The organism is Streptomyces sp. NPDC058685 (assembly GCF_042714725.1).
Taxonomy (GTDB): Bacteria; Actinomycetota; Actinomycetes; order Streptomycetales; family Streptomycetaceae; genus Streptomyces.
In genome coordinates this window covers 34,432-50,663 of the sequence record NZ_JBHXSL010000052.1, presented here as the reverse complement: position 1 = coordinate 50,663, position 16,232 = coordinate 34,432, and the positions used below count along the sequence as shown (strand labels likewise).

The 16,232-nt window shown below is 70.8% G+C and carries 11 protein-coding genes; 2 read left to right on the top strand and 9 right to left on the bottom strand.

Annotated elements, in window-relative coordinates; genetic code table 11:
- Positions 1 to 116 precede the first annotated feature (116 nt).
- From ACFWU3_RS30155 to ACFWU3_RS30115, 9 genes are all read right to left on the bottom strand, one after another.
- Positions 117 to 1,640, bottom strand: coding sequence for an aldehyde dehydrogenase family protein (locus ACFWU3_RS30155; RefSeq protein ID WP_340476964.1), 1,524 nt, complete (start codon positions 1,638 to 1,640; stop codon positions 117 to 119).
- A gap of 106 nt (positions 1,641 to 1,746) precedes the next feature.
- Complete coding sequence (locus tag ACFWU3_RS30150) at positions 1,747 to 3,309, bottom strand: GMC family oxidoreductase (protein WP_384444017.1); 1,563 nt, start codon at positions 3,307 to 3,309, stop codon at positions 1,747 to 1,749.
- A 30-nt stretch (positions 3,310 to 3,339) separates the two neighbouring features.
- Complete coding sequence (locus tag ACFWU3_RS30145; protein WP_384444015.1) at positions 3,340 to 4,917, bottom strand: APC family permease; 1,578 nt, start codon at positions 4,915 to 4,917, stop codon at positions 3,340 to 3,342.
- Complete coding sequence (locus tag ACFWU3_RS30140) at positions 4,914 to 6,383, bottom strand: aldehyde dehydrogenase family protein (protein ID WP_384444012.1); 1,470 nt, start codon at positions 6,381 to 6,383, stop codon at positions 4,914 to 4,916. Before ACFWU3_RS30140 ends, ACFWU3_RS30145 begins: the two co-directional genes overlap by 4 nt.
- Positions 6,384 to 6,550: 167 nt before the next feature.
- Positions 6,551 to 7,804, bottom strand: coding sequence for a GAF domain-containing protein (locus tag ACFWU3_RS30135; protein ID WP_384444010.1), 1,254 nt, complete (start codon positions 7,802 to 7,804; stop codon positions 6,551 to 6,553).
- Positions 7,805 to 7,861: 57 nt separating this feature from the next.
- On the bottom strand, positions 7,862 to 8,440 hold the full coding sequence (locus ACFWU3_RS30130; RefSeq protein ID WP_384444008.1) for an N-acetylmuramoyl-L-alanine amidase: 579 nt from the start codon (positions 8,438 to 8,440) through the stop codon (positions 7,862 to 7,864).
- A gap of 397 nt (positions 8,441 to 8,837) precedes the next feature.
- A complete protein-coding gene (locus ACFWU3_RS30125; protein ID WP_384444006.1) occupies positions 8,838 to 10,205 on the bottom strand; it encodes an esterase-like activity of phytase family protein in 1,368 nt (455 codons plus the stop codon).
- 202 nt (positions 10,206 to 10,407) lie between these two features.
- Complete coding sequence (locus ACFWU3_RS30120; RefSeq protein WP_384444004.1) at positions 10,408 to 11,700, bottom strand: SWF or SNF family helicase; 1,293 nt, start codon at positions 11,698 to 11,700, stop codon at positions 10,408 to 10,410.
- Positions 11,697 to 14,585: a DEAD/DEAH box helicase gene (locus ACFWU3_RS30115; RefSeq protein WP_384444002.1), complete on the bottom strand. Its 2,889-nt coding sequence runs from the start codon at positions 14,583 to 14,585 to the stop codon at positions 11,697 to 11,699. The genes ACFWU3_RS30120 and ACFWU3_RS30115 overlap by 4 nt, the downstream gene beginning before the upstream one ends.
- Positions 14,586 to 14,841: 256 nt before the next feature.
- On the opposite strand from ACFWU3_RS30115, the gene ACFWU3_RS30110 reads away from it, so the two are divergent.
- Both ACFWU3_RS30110 and ACFWU3_RS30105 read left to right on the top strand, forming a co-directional pair.
- On the top strand, positions 14,842 to 15,948 hold the full coding sequence (locus tag ACFWU3_RS30110; protein WP_384444000.1) for a fatty acid desaturase family protein: 1,107 nt from the start codon (positions 14,842 to 14,844) through the stop codon (positions 15,946 to 15,948).
- Positions 15,949 to 16,029: 81 nt separating this feature from the next.
- A complete protein-coding gene (locus tag ACFWU3_RS30105) occupies positions 16,030 to 16,212 on the top strand; it encodes a hypothetical protein (RefSeq protein ID WP_384443998.1) in 183 nt (60 codons plus the stop codon).
- The last annotated feature ends 20 nt before the right edge of the window (positions 16,213 to 16,232 follow it).

Genomic DNA, 16,232 nt, shown 5'->3' with positions numbered 1-16,232 from the left:
ACGCACCGTCACCGCCCCGCGGCCCGGCGGCGCTCCGCGGGCTGGTTGGGGGGGGCCCCCGTATCAGCCGGCCCCCTCCCCCGCCCCCCCGGCCCCGGGCGCCTTCTCCCGCGCGCCTAGAAGAAGCCGAGCTTCTTCGGTGAGTACGACACCAGCAGGTTCTTCGTCTGCTGGTAGTGCTCCAGCATCATCCGGTGGTTCTCCCGGCCGATCCCCGACTGCTTGTAGCCGCCGAACGCCGCGTGTGCCGGGTACGCGTGGTAGCAGTTCGTCCACACCCGGCCCGCCTGGATGGCGCGGCCCGCCCGGTACGCCGTGTTGATGTCGCGCGTCCAGACGCCCGCGCCCAGGCCGTACAGCGTGTCATTCGCGGTCTTGATCGCGTCGTCGAAGTCCGAGAAGGAGGTGACCGCGACGACCGGGCCGAAGATCTCCTCCTGGAAGACGCGCATACGGTTGTCGCCCTCGAAGATCGTCGGCTGGACGTAGTACCCGCCGGCCAGTTCCCCGTCGTGCTCGATGCGCTGACCGCCCGTCAGGATTTTCGCGCCCTCCTGCTGGCCGATGTCGAGGTACGAAAGGATCTTCTGGAGCTGGTCGTTGGAGGCCTGGGCGCCGATCATCGTGTCGGTGTCCAGGGGGTGGCCGGGCACGATCTTCTCGGTGCGGGCGATGGCCGCTTCGAGGAACTCGCTGTAGTGGCCGCGCTGGATGAGTGCCCGCGAGGGGCAGGTGCAGACCTCGCCCTGGTTGAGGGCGAACATCGTGAAGCCCTCGAGCGCCTTGTCACGCAGATCGTCGTCGGCCGCCCAGACGTCGTCGAAGAAGATGTTGGGCGACTTGCCTCCGAGTTCCAGGGTGACCGGTTTGATGTTCTCGGAGGCGTACTGCATGATCAGCCGCCCCGTCGTGGTCTCGCCGGTGAACGCGATCTTCGCGACGCGCGGGCTGGACGCGAGCGGTTTGCCCGCCTCCACGCCGAAGCCGTTGACGATGTTGACGACACCGTCCGGCAGCAGGTCGGCGACCAGGCTCAGCCAGAAGTGGATGGAGGCCGGGGTCTGTTCGGCGGGCTTGAGGACCACGGCGTTGCCCGCGGCCAGGGCGGGGGCGAGCTTCCATGTCGCCATCAGGATCGGGAAGTTCCAGGGGATGATCTGGCCGACGACACCCAGCGGCTCGTGGAAGTGATACGCGATGGTGTCGTCGTCGAGCTCGCTCAGCGACCCCTCCTGGGCGCGCAGCGCTCCGGCGAAGTAGCGGAAGTGGTCGATGGCGAGGGGGATGTCCGCGGCCAGTGTCTCGCGGACCGGCTTGCCGTTCTCCCAGCTCTCGGCGACCGCCAGCTCCTCCAGATGCGCCTCCATGCGGTCGGCGATCTTCAGCAGGATGCCCGCACGGTCTCCTGCCGAGGTGCGCCCCCACGCGGGCGCGGCGGCGTGGGCGGCGTCCAGCGCGGCCTCGACGTCGTCGGCGGTGCCGCGGGCGATCTCGGTGAACGGGCGGCCGTCGACGGGGCTCGGGTTCTCGAAGTACTCGCCGCGGGCCGGCGGCACGTACCGGCCGCCGATCCAGTGGTCGTAGCGGGGGCGGTACGAGACGATCGCGCCGTCACTGCCCGGGCTTGCGTATCGGGTCATCTCCAGGGCCTCCCGGTGAGGGTGCCGCCCGCCTTTGGGCGACGCCTGACGGGAGGCTAGGGACCGGGAGGTTGCGAGGACGTTGCGCGGGCCGTCCGGTGGAGCCTCAGCCCGACTTGATCATGTCGGCGCACTTCTCGCCGATCATCATGGTCGTGATGCAGGGGTTGACGGCCGGCAGGAACGGCATGATCGAGGCGTCGGCCACCCGCAGCCCCGGCACGCCCTTGACCCGCAGCTGTGGGTCAAGCGGGGATTCGGCGTCGTCGACCGGGCCCATCCGCACCGTCCCGGCGGGGTGGTAGACGGTGTTGTGCGTCTCGCGGATGTAGGAGAACAGTTCGTCGTCGCTCTGCAGCGCGGGTCCGGGGGCCAGTTCCGCGCCCGCCCAGTCGGCCATGGGCGACTGGGAGACGATCTCGCGGGCGAGACGCAGGCCGTGGGTCATCACCCGGATGTCGTGCTCGTCGGTGAAGTAGCGGGGGTCGACCTTCGGCTTGTCCCGGAAGTCGCGCGTCCGCAGCCTGACCGTGCCCATCGACCGGGCACGGGTCACGTTCGGCGTCAGACAGAACGCGTTGTCGGTGGTGGGGTAGCCGCGCCGGTAGGTGTTCATGTCGAACGGCACCGAGCCGTAGTGGAACATCAGGTCCGGCCGGTCGAGACCGGGCCTCGTGTTGGTGAAGATCCCGATCTCCCACCACTGGGTGGACCGGTCGACCATGGGCCGCTTGGCCTCCCACATGATCACGCCCTCCGGGTGGTCCTGGAGGTGGGAGCCGACACCGGGGGAGTCGACGCGTACGTCGATCCCCACGTCCCGCAGATGACCGGCGGGGCCGATGCCGGACAGCATCAGCAGTTTGGGCGAGTCGATGGCGCCGCACGAGAGGACGACTTCACGCCGGGCGGTGACCGATCCGGTGTGGATGGTGTCGGGTTCGAGGTACTCCACCCCGGTGCACCGGCCGTCGTCGCCGAACAGCAGCCGCCGTGCCTGGAGTCCGGTGCGTACGTCGAGGTTCGGCCGCTTGCCGAGGATCGGATGCAGATACGACACCGACGCGGACGAACGGACGCCGTCCTCCCGGCGGTTGATCTGGAACCAGTGGGCGCCTCGCACCACGGTGCTGCCGGTGTTGAACGGCGTCGTCGGGATGTCCGCGGCGGCACACGCCTCCAGCAGCGCCGCCCCGCAGGGGTCCAGCGGCGGGACGGTGCGGATGACGACCGGGCCCGTGCGCCCGTGGTGGTCGCCGGGCGCGTCGTTGTTCTCCAGGCGCTGGTAGAGGGGGAAGCAGTCCTTCGCGCTCCAGCCCGTGCAGCCCATCGCGCCCCACTCGTCGAGGTCCTCGGCGGGGGCCCAGAACGCGATGCAGGAGTTGTGCGACGAGCAGCCGCCGAGCACCTTGGCCCGGGCGTGCCGCATGAAGCTGTTGCCGTTCTCCTGCGGCTCGATCGGATAGTCCCAGTCGTAACCGGACTCCAGCAGAGCCATCCACTTGTCGAGCCGCAGGATGTTGTCGTCTCCGACGTCGGAGGGGCCCGCCTCCAGCACACAGACGCTCACGTCCGGATCCTCGGACAGGCGCGCGGCGATGACGGCGCCGGCGGTGCCGCCGCCGACCACCACGTAGTCGAACTCCTGGTCGGGGCTCTGTGCGGACATGGCGTCTCCAGAACTGGTTCGTGGGGAGAGTCAGGCGGAGGGCGCCGGCGGTTCACCGGTGCCGGTCGATGCGACGTAGCGGTGTGATTCGAGGACACCGGTCCGGTGCCGCTGCACGAACCAGTAGTAGGCGAAGCCGCCGAGCCCGACGATGCCGACGAACACGAACGCACCCCAGCGCAGGTACCAGTGCTGCGGCCCGGTGGCGTTGTAGACCTCGGCACGCGGCCAGGCGAGGTTGATGGACATGGCCAGGCCCCACAGCACCGCGAGGGCGTTGATGGGGAGACCGAACCTGCCGAGCGAGAACTTGCCCTCGGCAGGCGTCCACTTGCCGCGCAGCCGCTTGATCAGCATCGGCGTGGTGACCAGGAGATAGGCCACGTAGATCATGATGATCGCGATGCTGGTGATCACCGAGAAGATCTGCGGCTGGTTGACGTTGATCACCAGGATCAGCACGCCCACCACACCGATGACCACGGCAGGCACGACAGGCGTCTTGAAGCGGGGGCTGACCTTGGCGAGATGAGTACCGGCGGGGAGGTTGTTGTCGCGGGCCATGGCGAACATCAGCCGGATACCGGCGGCCTGGACCGCCAGCACACAGACCGTGATGGCGATGACCACACACCACAGGACGATTTCGCCGATGGTCGAACCGAGAGTCTCCAGGACCACGTACTGCAGGCCGATCGTGGACAGTTCCTCGGCGTTGATGTCGGGTACGGCCATCAGGGCGAACAGCAGGATCAGGCCGCCGATGAGGAACGAGGCGACCAGTGCGCGCAGGATGGCCCGGGGCGCGTTGCGGCTCGGGTCGTGCGACTCCTCACCCAGCGACGAGGCGGTGTCGAAGCCGTACATCACGTAGGCCGAGGCCAGCGAGGCCGTCAGGAAGGCGCCGAAGTAGCCCAGCGTCTGGCCCTCACCGAGTCCGTAGGTGTCCGTCAGCACGGTGCTCGGGCCACGTGTGATGTGGGCGGCCAGGAGGATGATCAGAGCCACGGCCGCGACCAGCTCGATGAAGACGCCCGCCGAGTTGATCCGCGCCATCAGCTTCACGCCGAAGGCGTTGACCAGGGTCGAGAACAGAATGAGCACGGTGCCGAGGAGGACGGCGTTGGCCGCAGCGTCGTTCTTGCCACTGCCGTCGCCCACGAACTGGAACCAGCTGTCGATCTGCGGCAGCGTGATCTGGTACGCCAGGGCCACGGCGGAGAGCGTCACCATGGTGGCCGTCATCATCATCCAGCCGCCGAGCCAGCCGACGTGCGGGCCGCCCATGGTCTTGGCCCAGTTGTAGATGGACCCCGCCACCGGGTAGCGGGCGGCCAGCTCGCAGAAGCACAGGGCCACCATCAGCTGCCCGACGAACACCATCGGCCACGACCACCAGTAGGCGGGCCCGCCGAAGGAGACACCGAAGTAGAAGAGCTGGAAGGTGCCGGTGAGGATCGAGATGTAGCTGATGCCGGCCGCGAAGGTGTGGAAGTTGCCGAGGGTGCGCTTCAGTTCGGGCTTGTAGCCGAGGGCGCCGAGTGCGTCGTCGTCTTCCTGCCCTTGGGCACTGGCCCTGCTGCTCTTGCTGTCGTCATGAACACTCATGAGAACCACCGCTGGGGACGTGGGCTGAGGTTGCGCCAGATGTGCTTGGCCTCCTGGTACTCCGCAAGACCCGCGGGGCCCAGTTCGCGGCCGAAGCCGGACTGCTTCATCCCGCCCCATTCCGCCTGGGGGACGTACGGATGGAAGTCATTGATCCACACGGTTCCGGCGCGCACCCGGGAAGCCACCCGGTGGGCGCGGCCGACATCCTGCGACCAGACCGCGCCGGTCAGGCCGTAGACGGTGTCGTTGGCAAGGGCGACCGCCTCCTCCTCGTCGTGGAACCGTTCAACGGTCAGCACCGGACCGAACGATTCGTCACGGACGACGGACATGCCCGGAGCGCACTCGTCCAGCACGGTCGGCAGATAGTAGAACCCGTCCTGCAGCGCCGGGTCGTCGGGACGCTTGCCGCCACAGCGCAGCACAGCACCCTCGGCGAGACCTGCCGCCACATAAGCCTCGACCTTGTCACGGTGCTGAGCGGAGATCAACGGTCCGGTACGGGCGTTCTGATCGAACGGACCACCGAGCCTGATCTCCTTGGCCTGCGCCACCACCGCGTCCACGAACCGGTCGTGCAGGTCGTCCTGGACCAGCAGCCGGGCCCCGGCCGAGCAGACCTGGCCGGAGTGCAGGAAGATCGCCATGACCGCGTAGTCGACGGCAGCGTCGAAGTCGGCGTCCTCGAAGACGATGTTGGGGTTCTTGCCGCCGAGCTCGAGCGCGACCTTCTTCACCGTGGGCGCGGCGGCCGCCATGATGCGCCGCCCGGTGACCAGACCGCCCGTGAACGAGACCATGTCCACCCGCGGGTCCTCGCTGAGCGGGGCACCAGCCGTGGGGCCGGCGCCCAGGATCAGGTTGGCCGCGCCGGCCGGGACTCCCGCCTCGGTCAGCAGGCGCATCAGCATGATGCAGGTGTGCGGGGTGAGCTCGCTGGGCTTGAGGACGAACGTGTTGCCCGCACCGAGTGCCGGAGCGACCTTCCAGGCGGTCTGCAGCAGCGGATAGTTCCACGGCGTGATCAGCGTGCACACCCCGACGGGTTCGTGCACGACCCGGCTGTCCACCTCGGGGTTGCCCGTGTCGACGATCCGGTCCTCGCCCCCGGCGGCCGTCAGATTGCCGAAGTACCGGAAGCAGTTCGCGATGTCGTCCATGTCGTACTCGCTCTCCACGAGCCGCTTCCCGGTGTCCAGGGACTCGGCTCGGGCGAACGCGTCCTTGTCGCGTTCCAGCAGGTCGGCGACGCGCAGCAGCACCCTGCCGCGGTCGGCGGCAGCGATGTGGGGCCACGGGCCACGGTCGAAGGCGTCGCGGGCGGCGGCGATCGCCGCCGCGGCGTCCTTCGGGCCGGCCTCGTCGACGGTGGCGACGAGGGTGCCGTCCGCGGGGCAGCGGATCTCACGCACCTGCCCGTCGAGGGCGGCAGTCCACTTGCCGCCGATGAACAGCTCCGGCATGGCGTGCTCCTCCGGGTCGGACGGTCGGGCGACCCCGCCGCGGCGGGGTCGGACCTCGGTGCTATCAACCGACAGTAAGGAGGTAGCGCGGGATTCGCAGTACGGAGCGGTCATTCGGTGGCCGAACCGCGCCCCACGGGGTACGCGAAGCCTGCCGCTCCGGCTCGTCAGGACCGCTGCCAGGCGTCCAGTTCCTGTACACGCGCGAGAGCGGACGGACGCTGCGCCGAAGGGAGTGCGGTGGCCAGGGCCCGCCACACCGGCAGATCGTCCTCGCCCCAGGGGCTGTAGGCCCAGTCGGCGAGCAGGCCCGGATCGCCGCGGGCGATCAGCGCGGCGCGCAGCTGACCCTCCAGACGCCGGCGCAGCCGCGCCACCGCGGGTGCCTGGGACGCGGGCAGCAACGGACCGGCGTACGCGGTGAGCGCCCCGGTCACCGAACCCGACGCGAGCCGCCGGGCCACCGCGTCGAAGTCCGCGTCGACGCGCGCGCCGAGCCGGTAGGGCCGGGAAAGCAGCAGATCGGGACCGAGCAGACCGCGCAGCCGGGACAGTTCCGCCCGAAGGGTGACGGGGGTGACCGACTCGTCCTCGTACAGCTCGATCATCAGTTCGTCGCCGCCGACACCCTCCGGCCGGTGGGCCAGTAGCACGAGGATCTCGCTGTGGCGGCGGCTCAGCCGCACCTTGCGGCCGCCGGTCACCAAAAGCGCCTCGTCGCGGCCCAGCGCCGTCAATTGCACGCTCTCCGCTGACGGCGGTGGGGCGAGAAGTGCCAGCTGGGACTCGGCGGCCCGTGCCACGGCCCCGACGAACGCGAGGCTGTGAGGGTGTGCCAGCCGGTCGCCGCCGGTGATGTCCACCGCGCCGAGCAGCCGCCCGGTGGCGGGATCGTGGATCGGGGCCGCGGCACACGTCCAGGCCTGGACCGGGCGGCGGAAGTGCTCGGCCGCGAAGACCTGGACAGGCCGGTCGAGGGTGATCGCCGTGCCCGGGGCGTTCGTCCCGGCGACGGCCTCGGCCCAGCGGGCGCCCGGTACGAAGTTCATCAGATCGGCCCTGCGCCGGGTGGTGGGCGGCCCCTCGACCCACAGCAGCCGTCCGTGCGCGTCGCAGACGGCAACGAGATGCTCGCCGTCCATGGCGTACGCGCCCATCAGCTCCCGCATCAGCGGCATGACCCGGGCCAGCGGGTGATCCTCGCGGCAAGCGGTGAGCGCGTCGTCGTCCAGCTCGACGCCGGCCGTGCCGTCGGGGCTGACACGTGCCCGGGCCGAGCGCTTCCAGGAGTCGGCCACCACGGATCGCACGGGCCGCTCGACACGGCCCGCGGTCAGATAGGCGTCGTAGGCCCTGCGCAGCGCGGCGATCCGCTCCGACGGATCCGCGCCCGGTTCGAGAGCCACCCATGCGTCGCTCAACTCGGCCTCCCCGGCCCATCGTGGCTCAGGCGGAGGGGCGCGACAAGCGTCCGGACGTCAGGTGAAGTTCACCAGGCGGATGTAGCGGCCCCAGTCCCACAGCGGTCCGGGGTCGGAGTGGGTGGCGCCGGGGACCTCGTGGTGGCCGATGATGTGCGTGCGGTCCTTGGGGATGCCGTAGCGGTCGCAGATCGAGGCGGTGAGCGCCGCGGACCGCTCGTAGAGCACGTCGGTGAAATACTCCGGCCTGTCCACCCAGCCCTCGTGCTCGATGCCGATGCTGCGGGTGTTGTAGTCCCAATTGCCCGCGTGCCAGCCGACGTTCCGCTCCCGCACGCACTGCGCCACATGTCCGTCCGCGGAGCGCACGACGTAGTGGGCGGAGACCTGCCGGGCCGAGTCCTGGAAGATGTCGATGGTGTCGTCGAAGGTCTCCTGGGTGACGTGGACGACGACGAAGTTCACCGGGTACGACGAAGGGCGGCTCGACGGGGTGAAGTTGGACGTCGTCGCGGGCAGCCATTCGGCGGTGGGGAAGTCGGTGTCGGCGGCGGCGGCCTGAGCGCGGGCCGTGGGGAGCACGACACCGGTGGCGGCCACGGCCGCGGCGCCTTTGAGCAGTCGTCTGCGGTCCATGGGGCCTCTCCTGGTGGGGGTGTCAGAAGCGGGGCAGTGCGGACGACCTCCCGTGGATGACGGTGGAGGCCGCCATGAGGATCTCCTGCCGGCGGCCATTCCTTGCGGATCTTGGCGACGCAGGTGTATCTGGTGTCGCAGACGGTGGCGAGCGGGGCCTCACCCGCCTGGCTGGCCAACCGGTACGCATCCAGCCGGGACAGCCCATAGTCCCTGGCCGGCCACGGTGACGATCCGCGGGTCGCTCATCGTCCACTGCTCGCGTCCGCCGGTCGTGGGATCACGGTACGGTCGGCCGCGCGAGGCGCTGGGAGCGGTCAAAGGCCAGGCGGTGCAGGGGAGTTGACGACCGGGAGCCGCACCGCACTCAGGTCGGCGCGGCTCCCGGCGGGCGGGCTCAGCCGTGCAGCGGGCGCGGCAGACGCACGTACGTCACGGTCGTCTCGATGCCGCTGTCCACCAGCCGGCCCTGAGCGTCGAAGGCTTCGGGCCCGTCCGTCATGCCGAAGTCGTTGTCGTTGATGAGCGCGAGCGTGTTCCGGCCCACCACGGCGATGCCCTCGACCTTCCCGGGGACACCCGCCACCTTGCCGAAGTCCGCGACCAGGCTCTTGCGCAGCACCGGGACCCCCGCTGCCGCCGGGTCCTCGATCTGCTCGTACGAGGGGGAGGTCGTGGTGCTGTCCCAGCGGCCGCCGAGGATGCCCGCGCCGCGCGGCAGCGTGACACGGTGCGCCCGGGACGAGGCGTCCGTGCGCTCCTGTACGAGGAGGGTGTCGCGGCCGAGGGCGACCAGCGAGGAGATCTTCAGCTCCGAGGGGTCGTCCTCACCCGGGTCGACGACGTCCACGGCGTCGAAGCGATAGGCGTACTCGGCGGTCACGGCGCGCTTCGTGGGCGAGAAGCGCAGCAGGCGGGCGTTGCGCGAGGCCTCGCCCGCGTCCTCGTCCGGCACGGACAGCGGGCTCTGCACCGCGAGGACGAGATCGCCGCCGGGCAGTTGCGCCAGCCCCTCGAAACCACGGTTGATCTTGCGCTGGAGCAGGATGGACGGCAGCGCCTCGACGACCGGGTAACCGGCACCGCGCAGTCCCAGGCCCTTGGGCACATAGCGCGCCAGCACCCGGCCTCGCGAGGAGACATGGACGAGCGAGGGCCCGTACTCGTCGGCGAGCCAGAAGGTGCCGTCGGCCGCACGGACGATGCCCTCGGTGTCCAGACCGTTCGGGTCGTAGGAGAGCGGGGTGGACGCGTTGTACGTGTACGGGGCCTCGTCGCGGGATGCCTGGTTCGGCAGACCGGTGACGGCCTTGCCCCGCGAGGTGGTGATCGGCAGCGCGGTCAGCACCTTCACCCGCTTGCCGGACACCCGCACCTTCACGATGGCCGGATCGAACCCGGGCACCGGGAAGGTGCGGCGCTTCGCCCCGTCGACCTTGATCTGGCCGTTGGGCCCGCGGTCGGTCACCGTCCAGAACTCGCCCTTGCGGCCGGCGGGGAAGATGTCGCTGCCGATCCCGCCCAGGTCGACCCCGCGGTCGTCGGTGACCGACCCCTTGAGCAGGGAGTTGCTGAACCGGGCCAGCGACATGTCCTCGAGCACGGCGGTGCCCGTCACCCGCGGACCCGTCGCGTGTCCGCCCGTGTGGCCGGGCGCGCCCGTGGCGGTGCCGGCCACGGCGATCGCCGCGACGAGGGCGATGGGCAGCCCCGCGGAAAGGGAACGGCGGACGGAACGCGGCAACACACGCGCAGACGGGGACATCGGGCCTCCTGGCCTACAGATCGACTGACAGCGGACAGGGTGTGCGTTCACGCCGAACGTCATGAGACATCCGGGTGAACGCGGCCTGACGTACCGCCATCGCCCCTGCGTGGCGGGACTGTTCCGTGTCTGTGAGCGCTATGCGGTTGGCGTCCTCGACGCGCGGTTGCCCACCTTCAGCCGCGTGCGACAGCGGCCCGCTTCAGCCCTGCCCGGGCGTCCCCGCCTGGTCCAGCACCCCCGCGAGCGCCGCCGCCGGATCGTGGTCCGCGGGCCCGGCGGGGGCCCAGCGGCCGCTCTCCTTGCGGTACGGCCACCAGCGGCCGTCACGGCCCAGACGCAACTGCGCACCCGAGCCCGGCACCGCCCAGCTTCCCGGCCCCGACATGCGCAGCCGGGGCCGTTCCGGCTCCTCCCAGGCCCCTTCCAGCAGGGCCGTCGCGCGGGCGAGATCCTCCGGCTCCGGGGCCCACTCCTCGTCGAACACGGACAGCGCGGCCGGGCCTCCCGAGCGCCACGCGCGCACCGCCAGATCCAGAGCGGCACGCCGCCGCCCGGTGGCCGACGCGAGACGGGACGCGATCACCCCTGTGGGTGCCGACGACGCGAGCCGCACCAGGTCCTGATCAGTCGTCAGTCCGTCGTCGACCGCCTGGCCTCGGTGACCCGGCGCGAGTGCCTCGGCGAGCATTCGGTGCGCTCGGGCCGCCGTGTCCGCGGCGAGGAACTCCAGCGCGCCGGGGTCGATGCCGTGCGGCGGCTCCGTCTCGGTGTCCAGGGACGGCGGCTGTCCCGGCTCGTCCGGCAGCGGTGGGGGAGCGGGCAGCGGCGGGAGTATGCCCCAGGCCGCGAACGCCTCGTCGGCCCGCACCCCTTCCGGCGCGGGCTCGGCCTCCTCCGCGGGTGTGTCGCCCGAGGCCCGCGCCATGCTGCGGGCCTGGAGCTCGTCCAGCAGCCGGCGCTCACCGCGCCCCCTCATCAGCAGCAGGACGAACGGGTCCTGGTCGAGGAGCCTCGCCACCTGGTAGCAGAGGGCCGCGGTGTGCGGGCACAGGTCCCAGGCGCCACAGGTGCACTCGGGCTCCAGATCCCCGATCCCCGGAAGGAGTTCGAGGCCCGCGGAGGCCGCGTCCTCCACCAGTACGGGCGGCATCTCCCGGTCGAGCAGCGCCGCGATGTGCCCGGCGCGGTCCACCGCCATGTCGAGGAACCTGTCCCACGCGGCCTCGTCGAACTCCTGGAGCAGCACATCGCTGCGCTGCCCGGTGCCGTCCCGGTCACGTACGACGGCGGTGATCCGTCCGGGGCGCACCGACACGGCGCCGACCGCACCCTCGCGGGCGTGCCGCCGGCCCTTCTTGAGCTGCTCGGACTCGAGCGCCGTGTCCTCCAGCGCCTTGAGCCAGGTCTGGCCCCACCACGTCTGGGCGAAGCCGCGGCCGCGCTCGGGCGGCAGTGCCGCGAACGTCCGCTCGTTGTCGTCCCCCACGCTCATCGCGCGCCCCCTCGCAGCTCCACCAGATCCGCCAGCTCGGCGTCGGTCAGTTCCGTCAGCGCGGCCTCCCCGGAGCCGAGCACCGCGTCGGCCAGCTCCTGTTTGCGCGCCAGCATCTCGGCGATGCGGTCCTCGATGGTCCCCTCCGTGATCATCCGGTGCACCTGCACCGGCTGTGTCTGTCCGATGCGGTAGGCGCGGTCGGTCGCCTGGGCCTCGACCGCCGGGTTCCACCAGCGGTCGTAGTGCACGACATGACCGGCGCGGGTGAGGTTGAGACCCGTACCGGCAGCCTTCAACGACAGCAGGAAGACAGGGACTTCACCGTCCTGGAAACGGTTCACCATGGCTTCGCGCTCCGCGACGGGCGTACCGCCGTGCAGGAACTGCGTCCGTACACCGCGCGCGGCCAGATGCCGCTCCAGCAGCCGCGCCATCTGGACGTACTGCGTGAAGACCAGCACGCTCGCGTCCTCGGCCAGGATCGTGTCGAGCAGTTCGTCGAGCAGCTCCAACTTGCCCGACCGGCCCGGGATCCGGGGCCGCTCCTCCTTGAGGTACTGCGCCGGGTGGTTGCAGATCTGCTTGAGAGCGGTGAACAGCTTCACCACCAGTCCGCGCCGTTCCATGCCGTCGGCCGCGGAGATCGCGGCCAGGGTCTCGCGCACCACCGCCTCGTACAGCCCGGTCTGTTCGACGGTCAGCGACACGGCCCGGTCGGTCTCGGTCTTCGGGGGCAGTTCGGGTGCGATGCCGGGGTCCGACTTGCGCCGGCGCAGGAGGAACGGCCGTACCAGCGCCGCGAGTCGGCCGGCCGCGCCGGGATCGCTCCCGCCCTCCACCGCCTGGGCGTAACGGCTGCGGAACGTACTGAGTCGCCCCAGGAGCCCGGGCGTCGTCCAGTCGAGGATCGCCCACAGCTCGGAGAGATTGTTCTCGACGGGCGTCCCGCTGAGCGCCACCCGGGCCTTGGCCCCGATGGTGCGCAGCTGCCGGGCGGTGGCGGAGTACGGGTTCTTGACGTGCTGCGCCTCGTCGGCGACGACCATGCCCCACGCGGCCTGCCCGAGGCGGGTCGCGTCGAGCCGCATCGTGCCGTAGGTGGTGAGCACGAACTCACCGTCGACGAGGTCCTCCAGACTGCGGGACGCGCCGTGGAAACGGCGTACGGGCGTGCCGGGGGCGAACCTCTCGATCTCCCGCTGCCAGTTGCCCATCAGCGACGTCGGACAGACGACGAGGGTGGGACCGGCGGCCGATTCGTCGGTCTGACGGTGCAGATGGAGCGCGATGAGGGTGATGGTCTTGCCGAGGCCCATGTCGTCGGCGAGGCAGGCGCCGAGGCCGAGGGAGGTCATCCGGTTCAGCCAGTTCAGGCCGCGCAGCTGGTAGTCGCGCAGGGTCGCCGTCAGTGCGGCGGGCTGTTGGATCTCCTGCGTTCCGCCCTCGGGGTCGGCGAGCCGGTCGCGCAGCTGCGCCACCCAGCCGGATGCCTCGACGTCGACACGGCGGCCGTCGATCTCGGTCGAACCGGTGAGGACGGCACCGAGTGCGTCGACCGGCGAGAGCGTACGGTTCCGGCGTTCGCGGGCGCGCCGGGCCTCTTCGGGGTCGATGAGGACCCACTGGTCGCGCAGCCGCACCACGGGTCTGCCGGCCTCCGCGAGCTCGTCCAGCTCCTTACGAGTGAGCTGCTTGTCGCCCAGCGCGAACCACCAGTTGAAGGCGAGAAGGGCGTCACCGGACAGGAATGAGGGCATCCCCGAGTCCGCCGCGCCGGGGGTGCGGGGCCCCTCGTCGGGCGGGCCGACGACGGCACGTGCGGTGAGCCGGTGTGCCATCTCCTTCGGCCAGTGCACCTGGACGCCGCTTGCCGCGAGTGCGCGTGCGGCCTCGCCGAGGAGTTCGGTGATCTCCTCGTCGGCCGGCTCGATGGTGTCGGGCACGGCGGCCTCGAGCAGCGGGGTGAGCGGACTCCAGGCGCGGGCGGCCCGGCGGAGCGCGAGCAGGGCGTCCATCCGGGCCCTGGGCCCGAACTCCGTGCTCGATCTGCCGCCCGCCCAGACGGCGGCCGCGTCGGCGACGACGGCCGGATCGCTGACGCTGTGCATCTGGAGCACGGCACGGAAGGCAGGGCCCTTCGCCGCGTCGGGCTCGGTGAGTTCGATCCGCAGGGACAGACGGACGCCCGCGTCATGGCCGGCGGCGACGTCCGCGGCCCACGTCCGCGCGGCGGGCAGCCGCTGGGCCTTGCGGGCGGCGAAGGCGGGACCGCCGACGGCCTGCGGAGCGGCAGGAGTACGCGGCAGACCGTCCGCCACGGCGTCCAGGAACGAGCGCAACAGCCGTTCGGGCTCGTGCAGGAGGAGAGGTTCGGCCGCGGTGTCCAGTGGCACGGCATGGGCGGAGGGCGGCATCGACGCGGCGAGCCGGCGGATGCGTTCCAGATCGTCGGGTGTCAGCGGTCCGACGCGCCACGTGTCGTGATCGGTCGCGGTCAGACCCGGCAACAGCAGTCCCCGAGCGATGAGTTGGAGCGCGAGCAGGGTGGCCGCACCCCAGAACGCGGCGGCGGGCGACGCGTCGCTGCCGGCGCGCGCCCGCGTCAGGACGGGCAACGCCGTGCGTACGGGCAGGAGGACGGCGGGAACGGTGCGCAGGCCGGTGCCGTCCTCCACCAGGGTGATCGACTCGGCGGTTCCGGGGATGTCGGGCAGGTCGGCGCCGTCCGGATCCCAGAAGGCGACGTGTCCCGCACGGGCCGGATCGGCGGGCACGAACACCGCGGAGCAGCGTGCGAGCGCGGTCACGGAGCCGGGGGCCAAGGGGGACGGAGAACCGGATGGGAGGGTCGGGGAGGACGTTGCCGCGGAGGGTCGGTGCACAGCGAAGACGCATTCCTCAAATTTGACTACTGCGGGCCGGGAGTCGCCGAGGGTACCTCAGGACGCCGCACGGCGTCGCTTCCCCCGCTGTGACGCCCCTCACGTGAACCCTTGAGGGTGTAGCTGGCAGCACCGTCGGCGGTGGGCTGCCCCCAGACCGTTCCGGGTGGTGGCGCCATGGCCGGCACAGGCCCCGCGTACATACGTTTTCTCAGGTCAGCGCAGGCGCAACCCGCCCCACAGACCGGAGACCCCCATGCCTTTGGCCACCGCCACCCTCGCGGATCCGTCGTCCGCGCCGGCTCCTTCGGGAACCGGTGCGCAGCGCAGTGCGGGGAGTGACACCGCAGGAAGCCCCTTCGCGCCTCTCCTGCGGACCGTCAGAGAACAAGGGCTCCTGGAGCGCCGCCCCGGCTGGTACGCCCGCGGGATCGCGGTCAATCTGCTCGCTCTCGCCGCCGCGATCACCGGTATCGCCCTCGTCGGCGGCTCCTGGTGGGTGCTCCTGCTCGCCGTACCGCTGGCCGTGTTCTCCACCCGCACCGCCTTCTTCGGCCACGACGCCGGACACGCACAGATCACCGCCGACCGCGGCAGGAGCCGGCTCATCCAGCTCGTCCACGCCAACCTGCTGCTCGGCATGAGCCAGGAATGGTGGAACGACAAGCACAACCGCCACCACGCCAACCCCAACCACATCGACAAGGACCCGGACGTCGCCGCCGACATCCTCGTCTTCACCCAGAAGCAGGCGGTGGGGCGCGACGGGTTCCAGGGCTGGCTCACCCGGCACCAGGCCTGGCTGTTCTTCCCGCTGACCACCCTCGAAGGCATAGCGCTCAAGATCTACGGATTCAGGGCCGTGTTCTCCCGTGGCGGTCCGCACCGGTCCGCACGCTCCCGTGCCGTCGAAGCCGCGCTGCTCCTCGCCCACGTCGCCGGATACGCCACGCTGCTGCTGGCCGCCATGCCGCTTGGCCAGGCAGTCGTCTTCGCTCTGATCCACCAGATGCTCCTGGGCCTTCATCTGGGCATGGCGTTCGCCCCGAATCACAAGGGCATGGAGATGCCCGACGAGGACAACGGCCGGCGCTGGGGCCATCTGCACCGTCAGGTCCTCACCTCCCGCAACGTCCGCGGCAACCCGGTGACGGACTGGTTCCTCGGCGGACTGAACTACCAGATCGAGCACCACCTCTTCCCGAGCATGCCGCGCCCCCACCTGAAGCTCGCCCAGCCGCTGGTACGCGCCCACTGCCGCTCTCTGGGCCTTCCCTACACCGAGACGGGGCTCGTCGAGTCCTACCGGCAGGCGCTGAACCACATGCACGACGTCGGCGAACCGCTGCGCACCGGCGCATAGTGGAACGGACGCACGGAGGAACCGTGGAGCGCGCCTGAGCGTTCCCACAGCAGGAGCGGCCCGGGCCGCGGAGGAGGCGTCATGTCGACACGTACGAAACTCGTCATAGGGGGAGTGGCCGTCGGCCTGCTCCTGATGCCGCTGATCGGATTCTGGTTCGCGCTGCTGGTCGTCATCGGAGTGCCCACGGTGGCCTATCTGATGCTGGACCCCAGCCAGCGGCGCAGGCTGCGGCGGGTGTCCCGCAAGGAGATCGGCCGCTGAGCCCGGCGCTCTCCCTCCGT

Bases quoted from the DNA above. Each gene is read 5' to 3' on its own strand.
- ACFWU3_RS30155 (WP_340476964.1), bottom strand. From the start codon at position 1,640: ATGACCCGATACGCAAGCCCGGGCAGTGACGGCGCGATCGTCTCGTAC.
- ACFWU3_RS30150 (WP_384444017.1), bottom strand. From the start codon at position 3,309: ATGTCCGCACAGAGCCCCGACCAGGAGTTCGACTACGTGGTGGTCGGC.
- ACFWU3_RS30145 (WP_384444015.1), bottom strand. From the start codon at position 4,917: ATGAGTGTTCATGACGACAGCAAGAGCAGCAGGGCCAGTGCCCAAGGG.
- ACFWU3_RS30140 (WP_384444012.1), bottom strand. From the start codon at position 6,383: ATGCCGGAGCTGTTCATCGGCGGCAAGTGGACTGCCGCCCTCGACGGG.
- ACFWU3_RS30130 (WP_384444008.1), bottom strand. From the start codon at position 8,440: ATGGACCGCAGACGACTGCTCAAAGGCGCCGCGGCCGTGGCCGCCACC.
- ACFWU3_RS30125 (WP_384444006.1), bottom strand. From the start codon at position 10,205: ATGTCCCCGTCTGCGCGTGTGTTGCCGCGTTCCGTCCGCCGTTCCCTT.
- ACFWU3_RS30120 (WP_384444004.1), bottom strand. From the start codon at position 11,700: ATGAGCGTGGGGGACGACAACGAGCGGACGTTCGCGGCACTGCCGCCC.
- ACFWU3_RS30110 (WP_384444000.1), top strand. From the start codon at position 14,842: ATGCCTTTGGCCACCGCCACCCTCGCGGATCCGTCGTCCGCGCCGGCT.
- ACFWU3_RS30105 (WP_384443998.1), top strand. From the start codon at position 16,030: ATGTCGACACGTACGAAACTCGTCATAGGGGGAGTGGCCGTCGGCCTG.